The 17,294-nt window shown below is 62.2% G+C and carries 17 protein-coding genes; 7 read left to right on the top strand and 10 right to left on the bottom strand.

The window, feature by feature from the left end; all coding sequences use genetic code 11:
* Positions 1–25: 25 nt before the first annotated feature.
* Genes AC3WOY_RS17425 through AC3WOY_RS17415 form a run of 3 tightly spaced genes read left to right on the top strand, consistent with a single transcriptional unit; the run spans position 26 to position 2,703 of the window.
* Positions 26–1,069 (top strand): type IV pilus twitching motility protein PilT, encoded by a 1,044-nt coding sequence (locus AC3WOY_RS17425; RefSeq protein ID WP_420476794.1) that lies wholly within the window; start codon positions 26–28, stop codon positions 1,067–1,069.
* A gap of 15 nt (positions 1,070–1,084) precedes the next feature.
* The gene (locus AC3WOY_RS17420) at positions 1,085–2,221 is read left to right on the top strand and encodes a PilT/PilU family type 4a pilus ATPase (protein WP_492425982.1); all 1,137 of its coding nucleotides are present in this window, start codon (positions 1,085–1,087) and stop codon (positions 2,219–2,221) included.
* The gene (locus AC3WOY_RS17415; protein ID WP_492425980.1) at positions 2,218–2,703 is read left to right on the top strand and encodes a glutathione peroxidase; all 486 of its coding nucleotides are present in this window, start codon (positions 2,218–2,220) and stop codon (positions 2,701–2,703) included. The genes AC3WOY_RS17420 and AC3WOY_RS17415 overlap by 4 nt, the downstream gene beginning before the upstream one ends.
* Before the next feature lie 27 nt (positions 2,704–2,730).
* Here AC3WOY_RS17415 and AC3WOY_RS17410 read toward each other — a convergent pair whose 3' ends face one another.
* The 6 genes from AC3WOY_RS17410 to AC3WOY_RS17385 all read right to left on the bottom strand — a co-directional run bounded on the left by AC3WOY_RS17410 (position 2,731) and on the right by AC3WOY_RS17385 (position 9,401).
* Complete coding sequence (locus AC3WOY_RS17410; RefSeq protein WP_492425978.1) at positions 2,731–2,853, bottom strand: hypothetical protein; 123 nt, start codon at positions 2,851–2,853, stop codon at positions 2,731–2,733.
* A gap of 116 nt (positions 2,854–2,969) precedes the next feature.
* Positions 2,970–4,202, bottom strand: coding sequence for a glycolate oxidase subunit GlcF (gene glcF, locus AC3WOY_RS17405; RefSeq protein WP_492425976.1), 1,233 nt, complete (start codon positions 4,200–4,202; stop codon positions 2,970–2,972).
* A gap of 2 nt (positions 4,203–4,204) precedes the next feature.
* Complete coding sequence (gene glcE / locus AC3WOY_RS17400) at positions 4,205–5,272, bottom strand: glycolate oxidase subunit GlcE (RefSeq protein ID WP_492425974.1); 1,068 nt, start codon at positions 5,270–5,272, stop codon at positions 4,205–4,207.
* A gap of 9 nt (positions 5,273–5,281) precedes the next feature.
* The gene (locus AC3WOY_RS17395) at positions 5,282–6,769 is read right to left on the bottom strand and encodes an FAD-linked oxidase C-terminal domain-containing protein (RefSeq protein ID WP_492425972.1); all 1,488 of its coding nucleotides are present in this window, start codon (positions 6,767–6,769) and stop codon (positions 5,282–5,284) included.
* Positions 6,770–6,948: 179 nt separating this feature from the next.
* Positions 6,949–7,839 (bottom strand): LysR substrate-binding domain-containing protein, encoded by an 891-nt coding sequence (locus AC3WOY_RS17390; RefSeq protein ID WP_492425970.1) that lies wholly within the window; start codon positions 7,837–7,839, stop codon positions 6,949–6,951.
* A 152-nt stretch (positions 7,840–7,991) separates the two neighbouring features.
* Complete coding sequence (locus AC3WOY_RS17385; protein ID WP_492425968.1) at positions 7,992–9,401, bottom strand: FAD-binding oxidoreductase; 1,410 nt, start codon at positions 9,399–9,401, stop codon at positions 7,992–7,994.
* Positions 9,402–9,540: 139 nt separating this feature from the next.
* On the opposite strand from AC3WOY_RS17385, the gene AC3WOY_RS17380 reads away from it, so the two are divergent.
* The gene (locus AC3WOY_RS17380; RefSeq protein WP_492425966.1) at positions 9,541–10,101 is read left to right on the top strand and encodes a cob(I)yrinic acid a,c-diamide adenosyltransferase; all 561 of its coding nucleotides are present in this window, start codon (positions 9,541–9,543) and stop codon (positions 10,099–10,101) included.
* Between the two features lie 45 nt (positions 10,102–10,146).
* Here AC3WOY_RS17380 and dxs read toward each other — a convergent pair whose 3' ends face one another.
* The 3 genes from dxs to AC3WOY_RS17365 are packed head-to-tail and all read right to left on the bottom strand — an operon-like array spanning position 10,147 to position 13,167.
* Positions 10,147–12,015, bottom strand: coding sequence for a 1-deoxy-D-xylulose-5-phosphate synthase (gene dxs / locus AC3WOY_RS17375; RefSeq protein WP_492425964.1), 1,869 nt, complete (start codon positions 12,013–12,015; stop codon positions 10,147–10,149).
* A gap of 1 nt (position 12,016) precedes the next feature.
* On the bottom strand, positions 12,017–12,913 hold the full coding sequence (locus tag AC3WOY_RS17370; protein ID WP_492425962.1) for a polyprenyl synthetase family protein: 897 nt from the start codon (positions 12,911–12,913) through the stop codon (positions 12,017–12,019).
* A complete protein-coding gene (locus AC3WOY_RS17365; protein ID WP_492425960.1) occupies positions 12,913–13,167 on the bottom strand; it encodes an exodeoxyribonuclease VII small subunit in 255 nt (84 codons plus the stop codon). The genes AC3WOY_RS17370 and AC3WOY_RS17365 overlap by 1 nt, the downstream gene beginning before the upstream one ends.
* Before the next feature lie 408 nt (positions 13,168–13,575).
* Between AC3WOY_RS17365 and AC3WOY_RS17360 the strand changes: the two genes are divergently transcribed.
* From AC3WOY_RS17360 to AC3WOY_RS17350, 3 genes are all read left to right on the top strand, one after another.
* Positions 13,576–14,676: an aromatic ring-hydroxylating oxygenase subunit alpha gene (locus AC3WOY_RS17360; protein ID WP_492425958.1), complete on the top strand. Its 1,101-nt coding sequence runs from the start codon at positions 13,576–13,578 to the stop codon at positions 14,674–14,676.
* A gap of 115 nt (positions 14,677–14,791) precedes the next feature.
* A complete protein-coding gene (locus AC3WOY_RS17355) occupies positions 14,792–15,721 on the top strand; it encodes a DMT family transporter (RefSeq protein ID WP_492425956.1) in 930 nt (309 codons plus the stop codon).
* A 14-nt stretch (positions 15,722–15,735) separates the two neighbouring features.
* Positions 15,736–16,590 carry a sulfurtransferase gene (locus AC3WOY_RS17350; RefSeq protein ID WP_492425954.1) on the top strand — a complete coding sequence of 285 codons (855 nt, stop codon included), beginning with the start codon at positions 15,736–15,738 and terminating at the stop codon, positions 16,588–16,590.
* Here the strand turns inward: AC3WOY_RS17350 and AC3WOY_RS17345 are convergent, their stop codons facing one another.
* Positions 16,591–17,274, bottom strand: coding sequence for a ZIP family metal transporter (locus tag AC3WOY_RS17345; RefSeq protein ID WP_492429341.1), 684 nt, complete (start codon positions 17,272–17,274; stop codon positions 16,591–16,593).
* Positions 17,275–17,294: the final 20 nt, after the last annotated feature.

The raw sequence follows: 17,294 nt of genomic DNA, 5'->3' as shown, positions 1-17,294 counted from the left end.
ATCCTCGCCGGCCCTGGGATTATAAATGGACATTTCCGAACTCCTCGCCTTCGCAGTCAAGAATAACGCGTCCGACTTGCACCTGTCGGCCGGCCTGCCGCCGATGATCCGCGTGCACGGCGACGTGCGCCGCATCAACCTGCCGCCGCTGGAGCATCGCGATGTGCACGGCATGATCTATGACATCATGAACGACGGCCAGCGCAAGGCGTATGAGGAAGTGCTCGAGTGCGACTTTTCCTTCGCCATTCCCGGCTTGGCCCGTTTCCGCGTTAACGCCTACAACCAGGACCGTGGCGCGGCGGCTGTGCTGCGTACCATTCCGTCCAAGGTGCTGACGCTGGAGCAATTGCACTGCCCCAAGATCTTCGCCGACCTCGCGATGAAGCCGCGCGGACTGGTGCTGGTCACCGGCCCCACCGGCTCGGGCAAATCGACCACGCTGGCGGCGATGATCAACCACCTGAACGAGAACGAATACGGCCACATCCTGACCGTCGAGGACCCGATCGAATTCGTGCACGAATCCAAGAAGTGCCTGATCAACCAGCGCGAAGTCGGCCCGCATACCATGTCCTTCCAGAACGCGTTGCGCTCCGCACTGCGTGAAGATCCGGACGCCATTCTCGTCGGCGAATTGCGCGACCTCGAAACCATCCGCCTCGCGCTGACTGCCGCGGAAACCGGCCACCTCGTGTTCGGCACCCTGCACACCTCGTCCGCCGCCAAGACCATCGACCGTATCGTCGACGTGTTCCCGGCGGAAGAAAAGGAAATGGTCCGCGCGATGCTGTCCGAATCGCTGCAGGCTGTGATTTCGCAGACGCTGCTAAAAACCAAGGACGGTGGCGGCCGCGTCGCCGCGCACGAGATCATGCTGGGTACACCCGCTATTCGAAACCTCATTCGCGAAGCGAAGGTCGCGCAAATGTATTCCGCCATCCAGACCGGCAGCAACATCGGCATGCAGACGCTGGACCAGAACCTCACGGACCTGGTGCGCCGCAATGTCATTTCCTCCGCCGCCGCACGCGCCGCAGCCAAGACGCCGGAAAATTTTCCCGGCTAACGCAAAGGATCAATCATGGAACGCGAACAGGCCACGAAATTCATGCACGACCTGCTGAGGCTGATGCTCAGCAAGAACGGCTCCGACCTTTTCATCACCGCAGAATTCCCGCCGGCATTCAAGATCGACGGCAAGATGACGCCGGTGTCGAACCAGCCGTTGACGTCCACGCACACCGTCGAACTGGCGCGCGCGATCATGAACGACAAGCAGGCCGCTGAATTCGAGGCGACCAAGGAATGCAATTTCGCCATCAGCCCCGGCGGCCTTGGCCGTTTCCGTGTGTCTGCATTCGTGCAGCAGGGCAAGGTGGGCATGGTGCTGCGTACCATCACCACCACCATCCCGAAGCTGGAAGACCTCGGTGTGCCGGAAGTGCTGAAGGAAGTCGCGATGACCAAGCGCGGCCTGGTGATCATGGTGGGCGCGACCGGCTCCGGTAAATCGACCACGCTGGCGGGGATGGTCGGCTATCGCAACGAGAACAGCTACGGCCACATCATCACCATCGAGGACCCGGTCGAATACGTGCATCCGCACAAGAACTGCATCATCACCCAGCGCGAAGTGGGCGTCGACACAGCGGACTGGTTCGCGGCACTGAAGAACACGCTGCGCCAGGCGCCGGACGTGATCCTGATCGGCGAAATCCGCGACCGCGAAACGATGGACTATGCGGTGGCGTTCGCCGAAACCGGCCACCTCTGCCTTGCCACCATGCACGCCAACAGCTCCAACCAGGCACTGGACCGCATCATCAACTTCTTCCCCGAAGAGCGGCGCGCGCAACTTTTGATGGATTTGTCGCTCAATCTGAAAGCGATGGTTTCGCAGCGCCTCGTCCCGCTGAAGGACACCAAGGGCCGTTGCGCGGCGGTGGAAGTGATGCTGAACTCGCCGCTGATTTCCGACCTGATCTTCAAGGGCGAAGTGCACGAGATCAAGGAAATCATGAAGAAGTCGCGCGAACTGGGCATGCAGACGTTCGACCAGGCGCTGTTCGACCTGTACGAACTGGGCAAGATTTCCTACGAGGATGCGCTGCGCAACGCCGACTCGGTCAATGACCTGCGCCTGGCAATCAAGCTCAACAGCAAGGAAGCGCAAGGCCGCGACCTGAGCAAGGGCACGGAACACCTGGGGATTGTATGACAACCGTTTACGATTTCAGGGCCAAGGGCCTGGACGGCAAGGATATCAACCTGAAGCAGTTCAAGGGCAAGGTGCTCCTGATCGTGAACACGGCCAGCGAATGCGGCTACACGCCCCAGTACAAGGGGCTGGAAGCCGTCTACGAACAGTTCAAGGACAAGGGCGTGGAAGTGCTGGGCTTCCCCTGCAACCAGTTCGGCGCGCAGGAGCCGGGGAGCAACGCGGAGATCGGCGCCTTTTGCGAACGCAATTACGGCGTCACCTTTCCCCTCTTCGACAAGATCGACGTGAACGGCGATGCCGCGCATCCGCTGTTCAAGCACCTCAAGAGCGAGGCCCCCGGGCTCATGGGCACCGAAGCGATCAAATGGAATTTCACCAAGTTCCTGGTTCGCAAGGACGGGCACGTGTACAAGCGTTACGCGCCGCAGACCGAGCCGAAGGAACTGATGAAGGATATCGAGAAGCTGCTGGCGGAGTGATCCGCCCAGCCAACTGCCTTACTCCGCTTACTCCGGTTGTGCGCGGCGGGCGCCGGGCAGGATCCTGTCCTTCATGACGAGATAGGCAACTGCTTCGACAACGCCGACAGCAACGACAGCAAACAGGACGACATAGGGTACGGCGGACATGATGCTCTTCCTTTCAGTGGTTCAATCTTTGTTGAACCCAGTATAGGGAGGCACCAGTTATAGATCCAATTCCGATTTCCGATAAGACCTATTCACGCCGCTGATACCGCAATCCGCTACGCGGCTTTCGATAACGCCCTGTCAATAAGTTCGATCCAGTGCGTGACCGGCGTGTCCGTTCCCGATTGCAGGTGCGTCTGGCAACCGATGTTCGCCGAGACGATGACATCCGGTTTTGTCGCCTGCAGGTTTGCCAGCTTGTTATCGCGCAGCTTGTACGACAGCTCGGGCTGCAGCACCGAGTAGGTACCGGCCGAGCCGCAGCAGAGATGGCTGTCGGCGCACAATTGCACATCGACGCCGGCGGCGCGCAGCACCCCCTCCACCTTGCCGCGGATCTGCTGGCCGTGCTGCAGCGTGCACGGCGGATGGTAGGCGACGCGCTCCTTGATCTTGCCCTGCAGCTTCTTCGCCAGATCCGCCTCGAAGGCGGGCAGGATTTCGCTCACGTCCTTCGTGAGTTCCGAAATGCGCCTGGCCTTCTCCGCGTAGTTCGCGTCGTTGGCCAGCAGGTGGCCGTATTCCTTGACGGTCACGCCGCAGCCGGACGCGTTCATCACGATCGCTTCCACGCCGGACTCCACATAGGGCCACCAGGCATCGATGTTGTTGCGCATGTCGTCCAGGCCGCCATCCTGGTCGTTCATGTGGTAACGGATGGCGCCGCAGCAGCCTGCCTTCGGCGCGACGACCAGTTGCACGCCGAGCGCGTCCAGCACGCGGGCGGTGGCCGTATTGATGTTGGGCGACATGGACGGCTGCACGCAGCCTTCCAGCAGCAGCATCTTGCGGACGTGCTGGGTGGAAGGCCATGCGCCGGCGTTCTGTTTCGCGGGCACCTTGTTCTTCAGCACTTGCGGCAGCAACGGGCGCACCAGCTGTCCTGCCGCCATCGCCGGCTGAAAGAGCCACTTGCGCGGCAGCGCCTCCTTCAGGGCGGTACGCACGATACGCTGCGACAGCGGCCGTTCCACCTGCTGCTCCACGATCTTGCGGCCGATGTCGACCAGGCGGCCGTACTGCACGCCCGACGGGCAGGTCGACTCGCAGTTGCGGCAGGTCAGGCAGCGATCCAGGTGGGTCATGGTCTTGAAGGTCGCCTTCTTGCCTTCGAGCACCTGCTTCATCAGGTAGATGCGTCCGCGCGGGCCGTCGAGCTCGTCGCCGAGCAGCTGGTAAGTCGGGCAGGTGGCGGTGCAGAAGCCGCAGTGCACGCACTTGCGCAGGATGGCATCGGCCTCTTCGCCTTCCGGCGTGTTCTTGATGAAATCAGCGAGATTGGTTTGCATGCTTAGAGATCGGTGTACATCCGTCCCGGATTGAAGATGCCGGACGGATCGAATGCGTTCTTGAGATTGCGGTGGATGGCGGCGACGGCCGGCGCGAGCGGATGGAACACGCCGGCGCTCTTGTCGCTACCGCGGAACAGGGTAGCGTGACCGCCGGCCTTTTCCACGACAGCGCGGATCGTCCCGGCGTCAACTTCGGTACGCAGCCAGCGCTGTGCGCCGCCCCACTCCACCAGTTGCTCGCCTTCCAGCGCCAGCGGCGGTGTCACCGGCGGCACAGACAGGCGCCAGAGCGAGGCAGGCGCCGTCGGCGCGGCAAAGAATTCATTTCCGTGGTTGCGCAGCTCTTTCCAGAAAGCTTCGGCCTGCGGTTCTTCCTCGCCGCCCATTTTCTGCATCGCCGCCTTCACGGCTGCGACAGCGCCGGACAGCCGCACGATGAGTGTGCCGCCATGCCAAGCGCTGGCGGAAATCGGCAGTGGCTGCCCGCCCCAGTTGTTGAGGCGCTCGATCGCTTCCTTCTGGCCGAGTTCGAAACGCAGCGTGGTTTCCATGAAGGGTTTCGGCAGGACCTTGAGCGACACGTCCACAATCAGGCCGAGCGTGCCAAGCGAGCCGGTCAGCAGACGCGAGACGTCGTAGCCGGCCACGTTCTTCATCACTTGCCCGCCGAAGCGGAGCACGTCCCCCTTGCCATCGAGCAAAGTCGCGCCAAGCACGAAATCGCGCACCGCGCCCACTGCTTGTCGCCGCGGTCCCGAGAGCCCCCCGGCAACAACGCCGCCGATGGTCGACGCCGGACCGAAGTGCGGCGGCTCGAAGGCGAGCATCTGGTTGCGCTCGTCCAGCGCCGCTTCGATCTCGGACAACGGCGTGCCGCAGCGGGCGACGATGACGAGTTCGGTCGGTTCGTAGGCGACGATGCCCGTATGGGCGCGGGTATCGAGGACCTCTCCCTGAAGCGACTGGCCGTACCAGTCCTTGGTGCCGCCGCCGCGGAGCCGCAGCGGGGTCTTGTCGACGGTCGCCGCGGTGATTCTGTCGCGGAATTGTTCCAGTACCTGTTCCATTCCAAACCCTTAAAAGCGCGGCAGGTGTGCGAACTTCATCTGTCCGCCCGTCACGCGCATCTTGCCGTTCTCTGCGCAGCGGTTGAGTGTGGGGATGGCCTTGTCCGGATTGAGCAGGAAGGCCGTGTCGAAGGCGCGCTTCACCGCGCGGAAGGCTTCCAGTTCCTGCGGCGCGAACTGCACGCACATGGAATTGATCTTCTCGATGCCCACGCCGTGTTCGCCGGTGATGGTGCCGCCGACCTTCACGCACAGTTCCAGGATGTCGGCGCCGAAGGCTTCCGCCCGCTCGAATTCGCCCGGCTTGTTGGCATCGAACAGGATCAGCGGATGGAGGTTGCCGTCGCCGGCATGGAATACGTTGGCGCAGCGCAGGCCGTGCTTCGTTTCCATCTCGGTGATGCTGGTCAGCACATGCGCGAGGTGCTTGCGCGGAATGGTGCCGTCCATGCAGTAGTAATCGGGAGAAATGCGCCCCGCCGCCGGGAAGGCATTCTTGCGGCCGGACCAGAATCGCAGGCGCTCGGCCTCGTCCTGCGACACCGCGATGGCAGTGGCGCCGGAGGATTTCAGCACCTCGCTCATGCGGCCGATTTCTTCCTCAACCTCTTCGGGAATGCCGTCGGATTCGCACAGCAGGATGGCTTCGGCATTGATGTCGTAGCCGGCCTTCACGAAGGGCTCGACCATGCGCGACGACGTCTTGTCCATCATCTCGAGGCCGGCCGGGATGATGCCGGCGGCAATCACTTCCGCGACCGCGTCGCCGCCCTTCACCACGTCGTCGAAGGAGGCCATGATCACGCGTGCGAGTTGCGGCTTCGGCACCAGCTTGACCGTGACTTCGGTGACGACGCCCAGCATGCCTTCCGAACCGATGAATACCGCGAGCAGGTCGAGGCCGGGCGCATCCAGCGCCTCGCTGCCGAGTTCGACCACGTCGCCGTCGATGGTCACCATGCGTACGCGCAACACGTTGTGCACGGTGAGTCCGTATTTCAGGCAATGCACGCCGCCGGAGTTTTCCGCTACGTTGCCGCCGATCGTGCAGGCAATCTGGGACGACGGGTCGGGTGCGTAGTACAGGCCATGCTTGCCCGCCGCATCCGAAATCGCAAGATTGCGCACGCCGGGCTGGACCACCGCGGTGCGCGAATAGGGGTCCATCTTCAGGATGCGGTTGAAGCGCGCGGTGGACAGCACGACGCCGTCGGCGATCGGCATGGCGCCGCCGGACAGGCCCGTTCCCGCGCCGCGCGGCACGATGGGCACGTTCAACTCGCGGCAGGTCTTCAGGATGCCGATCACCTGCTCTTCGGTCTGCGGCAGCACCACGACCATCGGCAGCTGGCGATACGCAGCCAGCCCGTCGCATTCATAGGGGCGCGTGTCTTCTTCGTTAAACAAAACACAACCCTCGGGCAGGACCCGGCGCAAGGCGGCGACCACTTCGCGCTGGCGCTCGAGGGTGAATTGGTTTTCGGAGGGGGCGTTCATAGGCGGTTCCAGGCTCGTTCAGCTAGCACGAAGAGTGTAGCGAAAAGCGCGCCTCCGGGTGAGAAAGCAGGCGTGAATTCTTTTCACGGCTGGAGAGATGAGGAATCGCGCAGGCGCCAAGGTGCAATGACGAACAGGCCGGGCGCGACGTGAATAGTTTTCAAGCGGCCGGCAAGGCCCTACAACTTGCCGATGGTCCCCATCAGCCATTCCACGAAGGCATTGACCTCGGGCCGGTCGCGCGCGGCCTTTTCGTAGACCACGTAGTAGCCGTGAGGCGGCGACTTCAGTTGCACGTTGGGGAAGAGGTGCACGATCTCGCCGGAAGCGATCATGTCCTGCACGAAATGCTTGCGGCTCAAGCCGACGCCGTGTCCATACCGTACGGCCTCAAGCAGGAGTCCGAGATCATCGACACGCAGTCCCGTCGACGGCTCCGGCCAATCCAGCCCCGCCACCTCGAACCACGGCTGCCACGGCTCCAGGGCCGAGCGCAGCAATGTCGCCTTCTGCAGGTCGGCCGGCGACTTCAGTCCGCCGATCTTTTCCAGGTACTTCGGGGTGGCGACAGCAAAGGTGGGCTCCTCGTACAGTTTCTCCGTGACGAGGTCGGGATACTTGCCTGCGCCGAAGCGTACCTCGACGTCGCTCTCCGACAGGCTGAGGTCATAGAGCGGCACCGAGAGGAACAACTCGATCACGGTATCCGGATACTGCGCCGTGAAGTCCGCCAGGCGCGGCACCAGCAGGCAGCGCGCAAATGTCGGCGGCACGGTCACCTTCACCCGCGGCTGCGCCGGGGCGCTGCGATGCGGCAGCGGGAAATCCGTCAGCGTCCGCAAGGCTGCCTTCACCACATCCAGGTAACGCCGCCCGAACTCCGACAGGGTGACGGTACGCCCATCCCGCAGGAACAGCCGCTCCCCGACAAAATCCTCCAGCAACCGGATCCGGTGCGACAACGCCGAAGGCGTGATGCACAATTCGTCGGCAGCGACAGCAAAGGAACCGTGACGGGCGGCCGCTTCAAATGCGGACAGAGCGTGAACCGGCGGGAGGCGGGTGGCCATAGAGAATCGATCCTAGAACGGAGAGCCGACGATTCGGCCCGAAAACCGTAGCGAGCGGCGCAAGGTCGAATCGAGAAGCGCAGCCGTACTGGGGTACGGCGAGCATCGCAGGTTCGAGATTGCGCTGCGCAGTAGGTTTGCGGGCTGAATCACTACCAGTGGAGGATTTTACCGGGGTTCATTATGTTTTTGGGGTCAAATGCGTGCTTCAACACCCGCATCGTCTCGATTGCCCCCTCCCCGTGCTCCTGCACGAGGAAATCCATCTTGTGCATCCCCACGCCATGCTCACCGGTGCAGGTGCCGTCCATGGAAATCGCCCGCGCCACGATGCGCGAATTGATGCTCTCCGCCTTCGCCACATCCGCCTCGTTTTGCGGATCGACCATCATGAGCACATGGAAATTGCCGTCGCCGACGTGCCCGACAATGCCGTAGATCATGTCATTCTTTTCACAATCGGCCTGCGTGTCGAGAATGCATTCGGCCAGGCGCGAGATCGGCACGCAACTGTCGGTCGTGATCGCGCGTGCGCCGGGGCGCATCTGCAGCATCGCAAAATAGGCATTGTGCCGGGCCGCCCACAGCCTGGTCCGGTCTTCCGGCCGCGTCGCCCATTCGAAGCCGACCGCATTGTGCTCGGCGGCAATCTCCTGCACCACCTGCGCCTGTTCCTGGACGCCGTTCTCGCTGCCGTGGAATTCGAACAGCAGTAGCGGCTTTTCCGGCAGGCTCATCTTGTCGTAGGCGTTGATCGAACGGACGCAGTTTTCATCGAGGAATTCCACCCGCGCAACCGGCACACCCATCTGGATGGTCTGGATCACCGCATTGACCGCATCCGCGGTGCTGGGGAACGAGCACACGGCCGCCGACACCGCCTCGGGCTGGGGATAGAGCCTGACCGTGACCTCGGTGATGATGCCGAGCGTGCCTTCGCTGCCGACAAAGATACGTGTCAGGTCGTAGCCGGCGGAGGACTTTTTCGCACGCGTTCCGGTCTTGATGATGCGTCCGTCCGACGTCACGACGGTCAGCGCCAGCACGTTTTCCCGCATGGTGCCGTAGCGCACGGCATTGGTGCCGGAGGCTCGCGTCGCGGCCATGCCGCCAAGCGACGCATCGGCGCCGGGATCGATCGGAAAGAACAGTCCGGTATCGCGGATTTCCTGGTTGAGTTGCTTGCGTGTCACGCCGGCCTGCACCGTCGCAGTCTGGTCTTCCGCATGCACGGCCAGCACCTTGTTCATCTGCGACAGGTCGATCGTCACGCCGCCGCGCAGAGCAAGGATGTGGCCTTCCAGCGAGGTGCCGGTGCCGTAGGGAATGATCGGGATTTCATGCGCGCTGCACAGCTTGACCACCTCTGCCACTTCCTCGGTCGTCTGCGCAAAGACAACGGCATCCGGCAGCATCGGATCATAGGAAGACTCGTCCCGACCGTGGTGCTCGCGCATGGCCTGCGCAGTGGAAACGCGGTCTTCGAACATGGACTGAAGCGCGGTCAGCAATTCGGCAGGCAGGGGCTTTTTGAGCGCCGCCAGTTGTGCGGGGTGGTTCATGTTGTCTCCGTTATCGCGGGGCATCTGGTTGTCATTTGATTCTACTCCGATGCCAAAAACACGCCTATTGGCGCCCGGATGACAGCGAAAGCAGTGTTTTTGCCGTATCCTCGCGTTTTCCCCTTTGCTTGGAAATGCCATGGGCAACAGACTTTCGAAAATCGCGACACGTACCGGAGACAACGGAACGACCGGACTCGGCGACGGCACTCGCGTCACCAAGGACAGCCTGCGCGTGCATGCGATGGGCGACGTGGACGAACTTAATTCCCACATCGGACTATTGCTGTGCGAAGAACTGCCGCCGGCCTTGCGCGACGAACTCTTCTCGATCCAGCACGACCTGTTCGACCTCGGCGGCGAGCTGTGCATCCCCGGCTATACGCTGATCACGGATGTGCATGTCGCGCGGCTGGATGCTCTGCTGGAAAAATACAATGCCGACCTGCCGCCGCTCAAGGATTTCATCCTGCCGGCCGGTTCGCGCGGCGCAGCGCTTGCACATGTATGCCGGACCATCTGCCGCCGTGCCGAGCGCGCGGTGGTTACCCTGGGCAACAGCGAAACGCTCAATGCCAATCCGAGGCAGTACCTGAACCGGCTGTCCGACCTGCTGTTCGTGCTGTCGCGCGTGCTGAACCGGTTTGCCGGCGGCAGCGATGTGTTGTGGGAGAAAGACAGGAAGCGCGACGTCGAATGACGAAAGCGCACACGAAAAAGCGACGCAGGTGCGTCGCTTTTTTCATCAGAGGTTGTTGACGACCAGTCTCGGCTCGCCCTTGTCGAAGCGCTTCCGGATCGAAGCAGCGATGCCGTTCCCGTCAAGTCCGCAACTCGCGAGCAACTGTGCCGCGTCGCCGTGATCAATGAACCGGTCGGGCAGGCCGAGGTGCAGCACCGGTTTCACGATGCCTGCTTCGGCCAGCGCCTCCGACACGGCGGAACCGGCGCCACCCATGATGCATCCTTCCTCGACCGTCACGAGCGCATCGTGCGTCTGCGCGAGCTGCTTGATCAGCTCGACGTCGAGCGGCTTGATGAAGCGCATGTTGGCCACCGTGGCATTGAGCGACTCCGCCGCAACCAGGCTCGGCGCGAGCATGGTGCCGAAGGCGAGAATCGCAATGCCCGTCCCTTCCCGGCGGATCTCGCCCTTGCCGAGCGGGATGGTCTTCAGGTCTTTTTCGATCGCTGCGCCGATACCCGCGCCGCGCGGATAGCGCACCGCAGCCGGCCCCTTGAACTGGTAGGCGGTCGACAGCATATGGCGGCACTCGTTTTCATCGGATGCCGCCATGACCACCATGTTGGGGATGCAGCGCAGGAACGCGATGTCGTAATTGCCCGCGTGCGTCGCGCCATCGGCGCCGACAAGGCCGGCGCGGTCGAGCGCGAAAGTCACATCCAGGTTCTGCAGCGCCACGTCGTGGATCAGCTGGTCGTAGCCGCGTTGCAGGAAGGTCGAGTAGATCGCCACCACCGGCTTGAGCCCTTCGCAGGCAAGGCCGGCGGCAAAGGTCACCGCATGCTGCTCGGCGATGCCGACGTCGTAGTAGCGATTCGGGAAACGCTGTTCGAACTGCACCATGCCGGAGCCTTCGCGCATGGCGGGCGTGATGCCGACCAGTTTCTCGTCCTGCTCAGCCATGTCGCACAGCCAGTCGCCGAACACCTGGGTGTAGGTCATCTTGGTCGCGGTTGCGGGCTTGATGCCTTCGGCGGGATTGAACTTGCCGGGACCGTGGTACAGCACCGGATCGGCTTCGGCCAGCTTGTAACCCTGGCCCTTCTTCGTCACGACGTGTAGGAACTGCGGGCCCTTCAGGTTCTTGAGGTTCTGCAGGGTCGGGACCAGCGACTCGAGGTCGTGACCGTCGATCGGGCCGATATAGTTGAAACCGAATTCTTCAAACATCGTCGCGGGCATCACCATGCCCTTGGCGTGTTCCTCGAAGCGCTTGGCCAGTTCCAGCATCGGGCCCGGCAGGACCTGCTTGCCGACATTCCTCGCCGCGGCGTAGAACTTGCCCGACATCAGGCGCGCGAGGTAGCGGTTGAGCGCTCCTACGGGCGGAGAGATCGACATGTCGTTGTCGTTCAGGATCACCAGCAGGTTGATGTCGTTGAATACACCGGCATTGTTGAGCGCCTCGAAGGCCATGCCGGCGGTCATTGCGCCATCGCCGATCACGGCGATCGAGTGACGGTTCTCGCCCTTGGAGCGGGCAGCCAGCGCCATGCCCAGCGCAGCGGAAATCGAGGTGGAGGAATGCGCGGTGCCGAAGGTGTCGTATTCGCTCTCGTCGCGCTTCGGGAAACCGGAGATGCCGTTCAGCTGGCGCAGCGTATTCATTTGGTCGCGGCGGCCGGTGAGGATCTTGTGCGGATAGGTCTGGTGCCCCACGTCCCACACGATGCGGTCTTCCGGCGTGTTGAACACGTAATGCAGCGCAATGGTCAGTTCCACCGTACCGAGGTTCGATGACAGGTGGCCGCCCGTCTTGGACACCGAGTCGAGCACGAAGGCGCGTAATTCGTCCGCCAGCGGCTTGAGCTGCATGCGCGGCAGCTTGCGCAGGTCCGCGGGTCCGTTGATGCTCTTCAACAAATCCATACTATGCTTTCCGTTGCACGATCAGGTCCGCGAGTTCGCGGAGGCGTCGTGCATTATCTCCGAACGGCGCGAGCGCGCGATGCGCGTCGTTCCGCAGTTTTTCCGCCAGCGCCCGGGATTCCTCCAGGCCGAGAATCGATACGTAAGTGGGCTTGTTGTCCGCCGCATCCTTGCCCGCGGTTTTGCCGAGGGTGGCCGAATCGGCCGTCGCATCGAGGACATCATCCACTACCTGGAAGGCCAACCCGATCGCCGCTGAATACGCATCCAGTGCTTCGGCCTCATCCGCCGTGAGCCGCTTTCCGGCCAGCGCCCCCAGCAGCACGGATGCGCGCAACAGCGCGCCCGTTTTCAGGCGGTGCATGTTCTCCAGTTCGCCCAGCGACAGCGACACGCCGACGCTGTCCAAGTCGATCGCCTGGCCGCCGCACATGCCCGTCGAGCCGGATGCGCGCGCCAGCAGGCGCAGCATGTCCAGCCTGCGCGCGGCATCGGCGGTCTCGCCTTCGGACAGCACGATGAACGCTTGCGATTGCAGCGCATCGCCGACCAGCAGCGCGGTCGCTTCGTCATACTTCACGTGCACCGTCGGCTTGCCACGGCGGAGCGCATCATCGTCCATGCAGGGCATGTCGTCGTGCACGAGCGAGTACGCGTGGATCATTTCCACCGCCGCACCCGCGCGCGCCAGCACAGCCCGATCGGCGTCGAACACCTCGCCGGCGGCAAACACCAGCAGGGGCCGCACGCGCTTGCCGCCATCGAGGGCAGCGTAGCGCATCGCCTCGTGCAGGCGCGAAGGAATGTGCGACGACGGCGGCAGGAACGAAGCCAGCGCGTCTTCCATCGTGGACTGGACGTCCTTCATCCAGTCCTGAAAACCCAGGGCAACTGTCATTATTCGTCCGCCTCGGGTGCGGAATCGGTGGTGAACGGCTTGAGCATGTCGCCTTCGAGTACTTTCACCTGGCTGTCGACCTTGTCGAGCTGCCCTGCACAATATTTGACCAGTTCGGAGCCGCGCTTGTAGGCGGCCACCGACGCTTCCAGCGGCAATTCACCGGCCTCCATCTGGGCGACAAGCTGCTCCAGTTCGGCCATCGCATCCTCGAAGGATGCGGGCTCGCCCGCCGGCGATGATTTCTTTGACATGGTGGACAAAAGTTAAGTGTAGCCCGATATTTTAGAACAAACCACCTCATGCAGTTGAGGCGCAGAAACGGAGAATTGCCCATCCGGTGCGAAAATGCGCCGTTTCTGCGCAAGATCAATCCTGATTCTGTCGAGAACGACGCCAGGCCTGCGCGAACATGGCACGCCAGCTTTCACGATCGGGAGAATTTTTCAGAAGAATTCGTTGCGAATTATTGCATTTTTAATAACCGACTCTTACTTTCGGTCCATCTTTTTTGCCAAATGGAACACGTGCGGCAGGGATTTGCGAGGCCCCTGAGGTATAATTCACGGTTCTGTCCAAAATTTCCGTTTCATCTTATTTGAATACTGGTTTTTGCGGATTCTTTCTCTCTTAGGTTGGTGCAAATTAATTTGGGGGTGGGGATGTCCGATTTGGCTTCTGTCGCCAAGCTCGCGCAGTCCAACGCGCAACTTCCGGTCAACGTCTACTTCGACGACGCGCTGTTACAGCAGGAAATCAAACAACTTTTTCATCAAGGGCCTCGTTACGTCGGCCATGAGCTCATGGTGCCCAACGCGGGCGACTATGCCACGCTGCCATGGGAAAACGAGGGCCGCATGCTGGTGCGCGGACCGCAGGGCATCGAACTGCTCTCCAACGTGTGCCGCCACCGCCAGGCCAAGATGCTCGACGGCCGGGGCAATGCGAACAATATCGTGTGCCCGCTCCATCGCTGGACCTACGATCTCAAGGGCGAGCTGATCGGTGCGCCGCACTTCGGCGAGACGCCCTGCTCCAACCTGTCGAAGACGCCGCTGCAGAACTGGAACGGCTTGCTGTTCGAGCAGAACGGCGTCGATATCGCAGCGGTGATGGCCAAGCTGGGCGTCACGAAGGACCTCGACTTCTCCGGCTACATGCTGGACCACGTCGAGGTGCACGACTGCGACTACAACTGGAAGACCTTCATCGAGGTCTACCTCGAGGATTACCACGTCGAACCCTTCCATCCCGGCCTGGGCAATTTCGTCACCTGCGACGACCTGCGCTGGGAGTTCGGCGCCAACTACAGCGTGCAGACCGTGGGCATCAACAGCGGCCTTTCGAAGTTCGGCTCGCCGAAGTACCGCAAGTGGCAGGAACAGGTCATGAAGTTCCGCAACGGCGTGGTGCCGCCGTACGGTGCGATCTGGCTCACGCTCTACCCGAACATCATGGTCGAGTGGTATCCGCATGTGCTGGTCGTGTCCACGGTGTGGCCGAACGGTACGCAGAAGACCACCAACGTTGTCGAGTTCTACTACCCCGAGGAAATCGTGCTGTTCGAGCGCGAATTCGTCGAGGCGGAACGCGCAGCCTACATGGAGACCTGCATCGAGGATGACGAGATCGGTATCCGCATGGATGCCGGCCGCCGCATCCTGCTCGACCGCGGCCAGAACGAGGTCGGTCCATACCAGTCGCCGATGGAAGACGGCATGCAGCACTTCCACGAGTGGTACCGCGCACGGATCTCCGTGTAATCGACTCCCGGGCGATGCGCCGCATCGCCCGCCTTCCTGCCTGCTCGGCGAATTCGGCGTATTATCGAGGGCTTCCTCGATCCTCCTCACGCAGTTCACCTGTCGGCACGCCCCCATGCAATCGCTCTGGATGTTGTTTGCAAGCTTCGTTTTTTCCATCATGGGCGTGTGCGTGAAGATCGCGTCGCAAACCTATTCCATTTCCGAAATCGTGATGTATCGGGGACTGGTCGGCACCGTCTTCCTCGGAGGGCTGATCATCGTCCGCGGCGGCACCTTCCGCACCGCGCTGCCCTGGCACCATGTCTGGCGCGGCGCCGTCGGCGTAACTGCGCTCTGGATGTGGTTCTATTCGATCGGAAAACTGCCGATCGCCACCGGCATGACGCTCAACTACATGTCGCCGATCTGGATTGCGGCCATTCTCTTCACTGCAGGATGGTGGCGAGGACAGAACAGGTTCGAGTGGGGCCTGGCGGCTGCCATCCTGTTCAGCTTCATCGGCGTCACCATGCTGCTGCAACCATCCTTCCAGGCCGACCAGTGGTTCGCCGGACTTGTCGGCCTCGCGTCGGGCATATTGTCGGCGCTCGCCTACCTGCAGGTGAAAAAACTGGGACAGATGGGAGAACCGGAATACCGCGTGGTCTTCTATTTTTCCGTGACCGGCCTCCTTGCCGGGCTGGCCGGTGCTTTCATCCCCGGAGGCAAGGGCATCGAACTGACTGCGCACAGCATGCAGGGCATCGCGCTGCTGCTGTCGATCGGCGTCACGGCGACCGTGGCGCAAATGGCAATGACGCGCGCTTACCGACTCGGCAAGACTCTCGTCACGGCCAACCTGCAGTACACCGGGATTGTATTCTCGAGCATCTGGGGTATCCTGATATGGGGCGATGTGCTGACGTGGACGGGATGGATTGGAATTTCGGTCATCCTGGCCAGCGGCCTCGCCGCCACCTATTACAATGCACGCAAAACTGCGGCACCGTCCACAAGCAGGTCGGTTGCGGACGCGAACGATCCGATAGCGACCGAAGTCTAGGAAACCAGGGGACCATGTATTACACCACGTTGATATCTGCCGAAGACCTTGCACGCCATGTCCATGACGCTGACTGGGTTGTGCTCGACTGCCGCCATGACCTGACCGCGCCCGATGCCAGCAGGACGGCCTACGAAAGCGGCCATATTCCCGGCGCACAGTTTGCCGGTATCGACGACGACCTGTCCGACAAGAGCCCGGGACCGCACGGCGAATTCCGCGGACGCCACCCCCTTCCCGAACGCAATGCCTTCGTCGAAACGCTTCGCCGCTGGGGTGTCAACCATGGCTCCCAGGTCGTCGCATACGATGCGCACGGCGGGATGTTCGCGGCGCGCCTGTGGTGGATGCTGCGCTGGACGGGACATGAAGCGGTGGCCGTCCTCGACGGTGGAATGCAGGCATGGCAGGCGCTGGGGCTGCCGCTGGCAACCACGCCGGTGTCACGCCCGCGCGGCAATGCGGAACCGCACTATCCGCTTGTATCGACAGTGAGTGCCGACGACGTGCTGGCCAACTTGAACAACCCGGTCTACACCCTCATCGACGCGCGCGCGCCTGACCGCTTCCGCGGCGAAAACGAAACACTGGATCCGGTCGGCGGCCACATTCCCGGCGCGAAGAACCGCTTCTTCAAGGACAACCTGCAGTCCGACGGACGCTTCAAGGCGGCCGGCCAGTTGCGCGACGATTTCGGCATGCTGTCGATCGCGCCCGAGAAAACCATCATGCAATGCGGCTCCGGCGTAACGGCCTGCCACAATCTGCTGGCCATGGAAATCGCCGGACTCAGGGGCGCCGTCCTCTATCCGGGCTCCTGGAGCGAATGGTGCTCGGATCCGGCCAGGCCGGTGGCGACAGGTAACTGATCAATGGCCGTGCGTCTGGCCGGTCAGGAACAGCACGATCAGCACGCCGACGGCAATCAGCACGACTTGTGGAATGGTTTCGCGCAGGGTTGCGCGGCGCTGCATTTGCGGCATCAGGTCGCTGACAGCGATGTAGATGAAGCCCGAAGAGGCAAAGACCAGCACGAAGGGAATCAGGTCAGTCGCGCGGTCGAGGGCGAGATAACCGACTACCCCGCCGAGCACCGCCATCAAACTGCATAGCAGGTTGTAAACGTACGCGCGCGTCCTGCTGAATCCCGCATTGAGCAGTACGATGAAGTCGCCGATCTCCTGGGGGATCTCGTGCGCGACGATCGCCAGCGCGGTAATCAGTCCAAGCCCCGGATCGGCAAGGAAAGCCGCGGCAATCAGGATGCCGTCGGTGAAGTTGTGCAGCCCGTCCCCCACCAGGATCATCCACCCGGCCTTGCCGGCCTCGTGCGCATCATGTCCATGCTCATGCCCGTGGCCGTCGCCTTCGTAATGATGCGAATGGCGCAGGATCGCCATTTTCTCCAGCAGGAAGAATCCGAGCAGGCCGGCGAGCAGCGTCGCGAACAGTGCATGCGCATCGGCGTCCGACTCGAATGCCTCGGGCAGCGCATGCAGCAGCGACGTCGAGAGCAGAATGCCGACCGACAGGCTGACCATGCGTTCGACCATTTTCGACAGGAGCGAAAACG

The sequence above is a fragment of the Noviherbaspirillum sp. FW303-A3 genome (assembly GCF_058788695.1).
The sequence above is the reverse complement of the archived record's forward strand: the minus strand, read 5'-3'. Positions and strand labels throughout refer to the sequence as shown.

What these genes read in the sequence shown, in the direction of transcription:
- AC3WOY_RS17345 (WP_492429341.1), bottom strand. Translation starts at nt 17,274, where the DNA reads ATGGTCGAACGCATGGTCAGCCTGTCGGTCGGCATTCTGCTCTCGACG.
- AC3WOY_RS17380 (WP_492425966.1), top strand. Translation starts at nt 9,541, where the DNA reads ATGGGCAACAGACTTTCGAAAATCGCGACACGTACCGGAGACAACGGA.
- AC3WOY_RS17355 (WP_492425956.1), top strand. Translation starts at nt 14,792, where the DNA reads ATGCAATCGCTCTGGATGTTGTTTGCAAGCTTCGTTTTTTCCATCATG.
- AC3WOY_RS17385 (WP_492425968.1), bottom strand. Translation starts at nt 9,401, where the DNA reads ATGAACCACCCCGCACAACTGGCGGCGCTCAAAAAGCCCCTGCCTGCC.
- AC3WOY_RS17360 (WP_492425958.1), top strand. Translation starts at nt 13,576, where the DNA reads ATGTCCGATTTGGCTTCTGTCGCCAAGCTCGCGCAGTCCAACGCGCAA.
- AC3WOY_RS17420 (WP_492425982.1), top strand. Translation starts at nt 1,085, where the DNA reads ATGGAACGCGAACAGGCCACGAAATTCATGCACGACCTGCTGAGGCTG.
- glcF (WP_492425976.1), bottom strand. Translation starts at nt 4,202, where the DNA reads ATGCAAACCAATCTCGCTGATTTCATCAAGAACACGCCGGAAGGCGAA.
- AC3WOY_RS17370 (WP_492425962.1), bottom strand. Translation starts at nt 12,913, where the DNA reads ATGACAGTTGCCCTGGGTTTTCAGGACTGGATGAAGGACGTCCAGTCC.
- AC3WOY_RS17410 (WP_492425978.1), bottom strand. Translation starts at nt 2,853, where the DNA reads ATGTCCGCCGTACCCTATGTCGTCCTGTTTGCTGTCGTTGCTGTCGGC.
- AC3WOY_RS17395 (WP_492425972.1), bottom strand. Translation starts at nt 6,769, where the DNA reads ATGAACGCCCCCTCCGAAAACCAATTCACCCTCGAGCGCCAGCGCGAA.
- AC3WOY_RS17350 (WP_492425954.1), top strand. Translation starts at nt 15,736, where the DNA reads ATGTATTACACCACGTTGATATCTGCCGAAGACCTTGCACGCCATGTC.
- AC3WOY_RS17425 (WP_420476794.1), top strand. Translation starts at nt 26, where the DNA reads ATGGACATTTCCGAACTCCTCGCCTTCGCAGTCAAGAATAACGCGTCC.
- dxs (WP_492425964.1), bottom strand. Translation starts at nt 12,015, where the DNA reads ATGGATTTGTTGAAGAGCATCAACGGACCCGCGGACCTGCGCAAGCTG.
- AC3WOY_RS17415 (WP_492425980.1), top strand. Translation starts at nt 2,218, where the DNA reads ATGACAACCGTTTACGATTTCAGGGCCAAGGGCCTGGACGGCAAGGAT.
- glcE (WP_492425974.1), bottom strand. Translation starts at nt 5,272, where the DNA reads ATGGAACAGGTACTGGAACAATTCCGCGACAGAATCACCGCGGCGACC.
- AC3WOY_RS17365 (WP_492425960.1), bottom strand. Translation starts at nt 13,167, where the DNA reads ATGTCAAAGAAATCATCGCCGGCGGGCGAGCCCGCATCCTTCGAGGAT.
- AC3WOY_RS17390 (WP_492425970.1), bottom strand. Translation starts at nt 7,839, where the DNA reads ATGGCCACCCGCCTCCCGCCGGTTCACGCTCTGTCCGCATTTGAAGCG.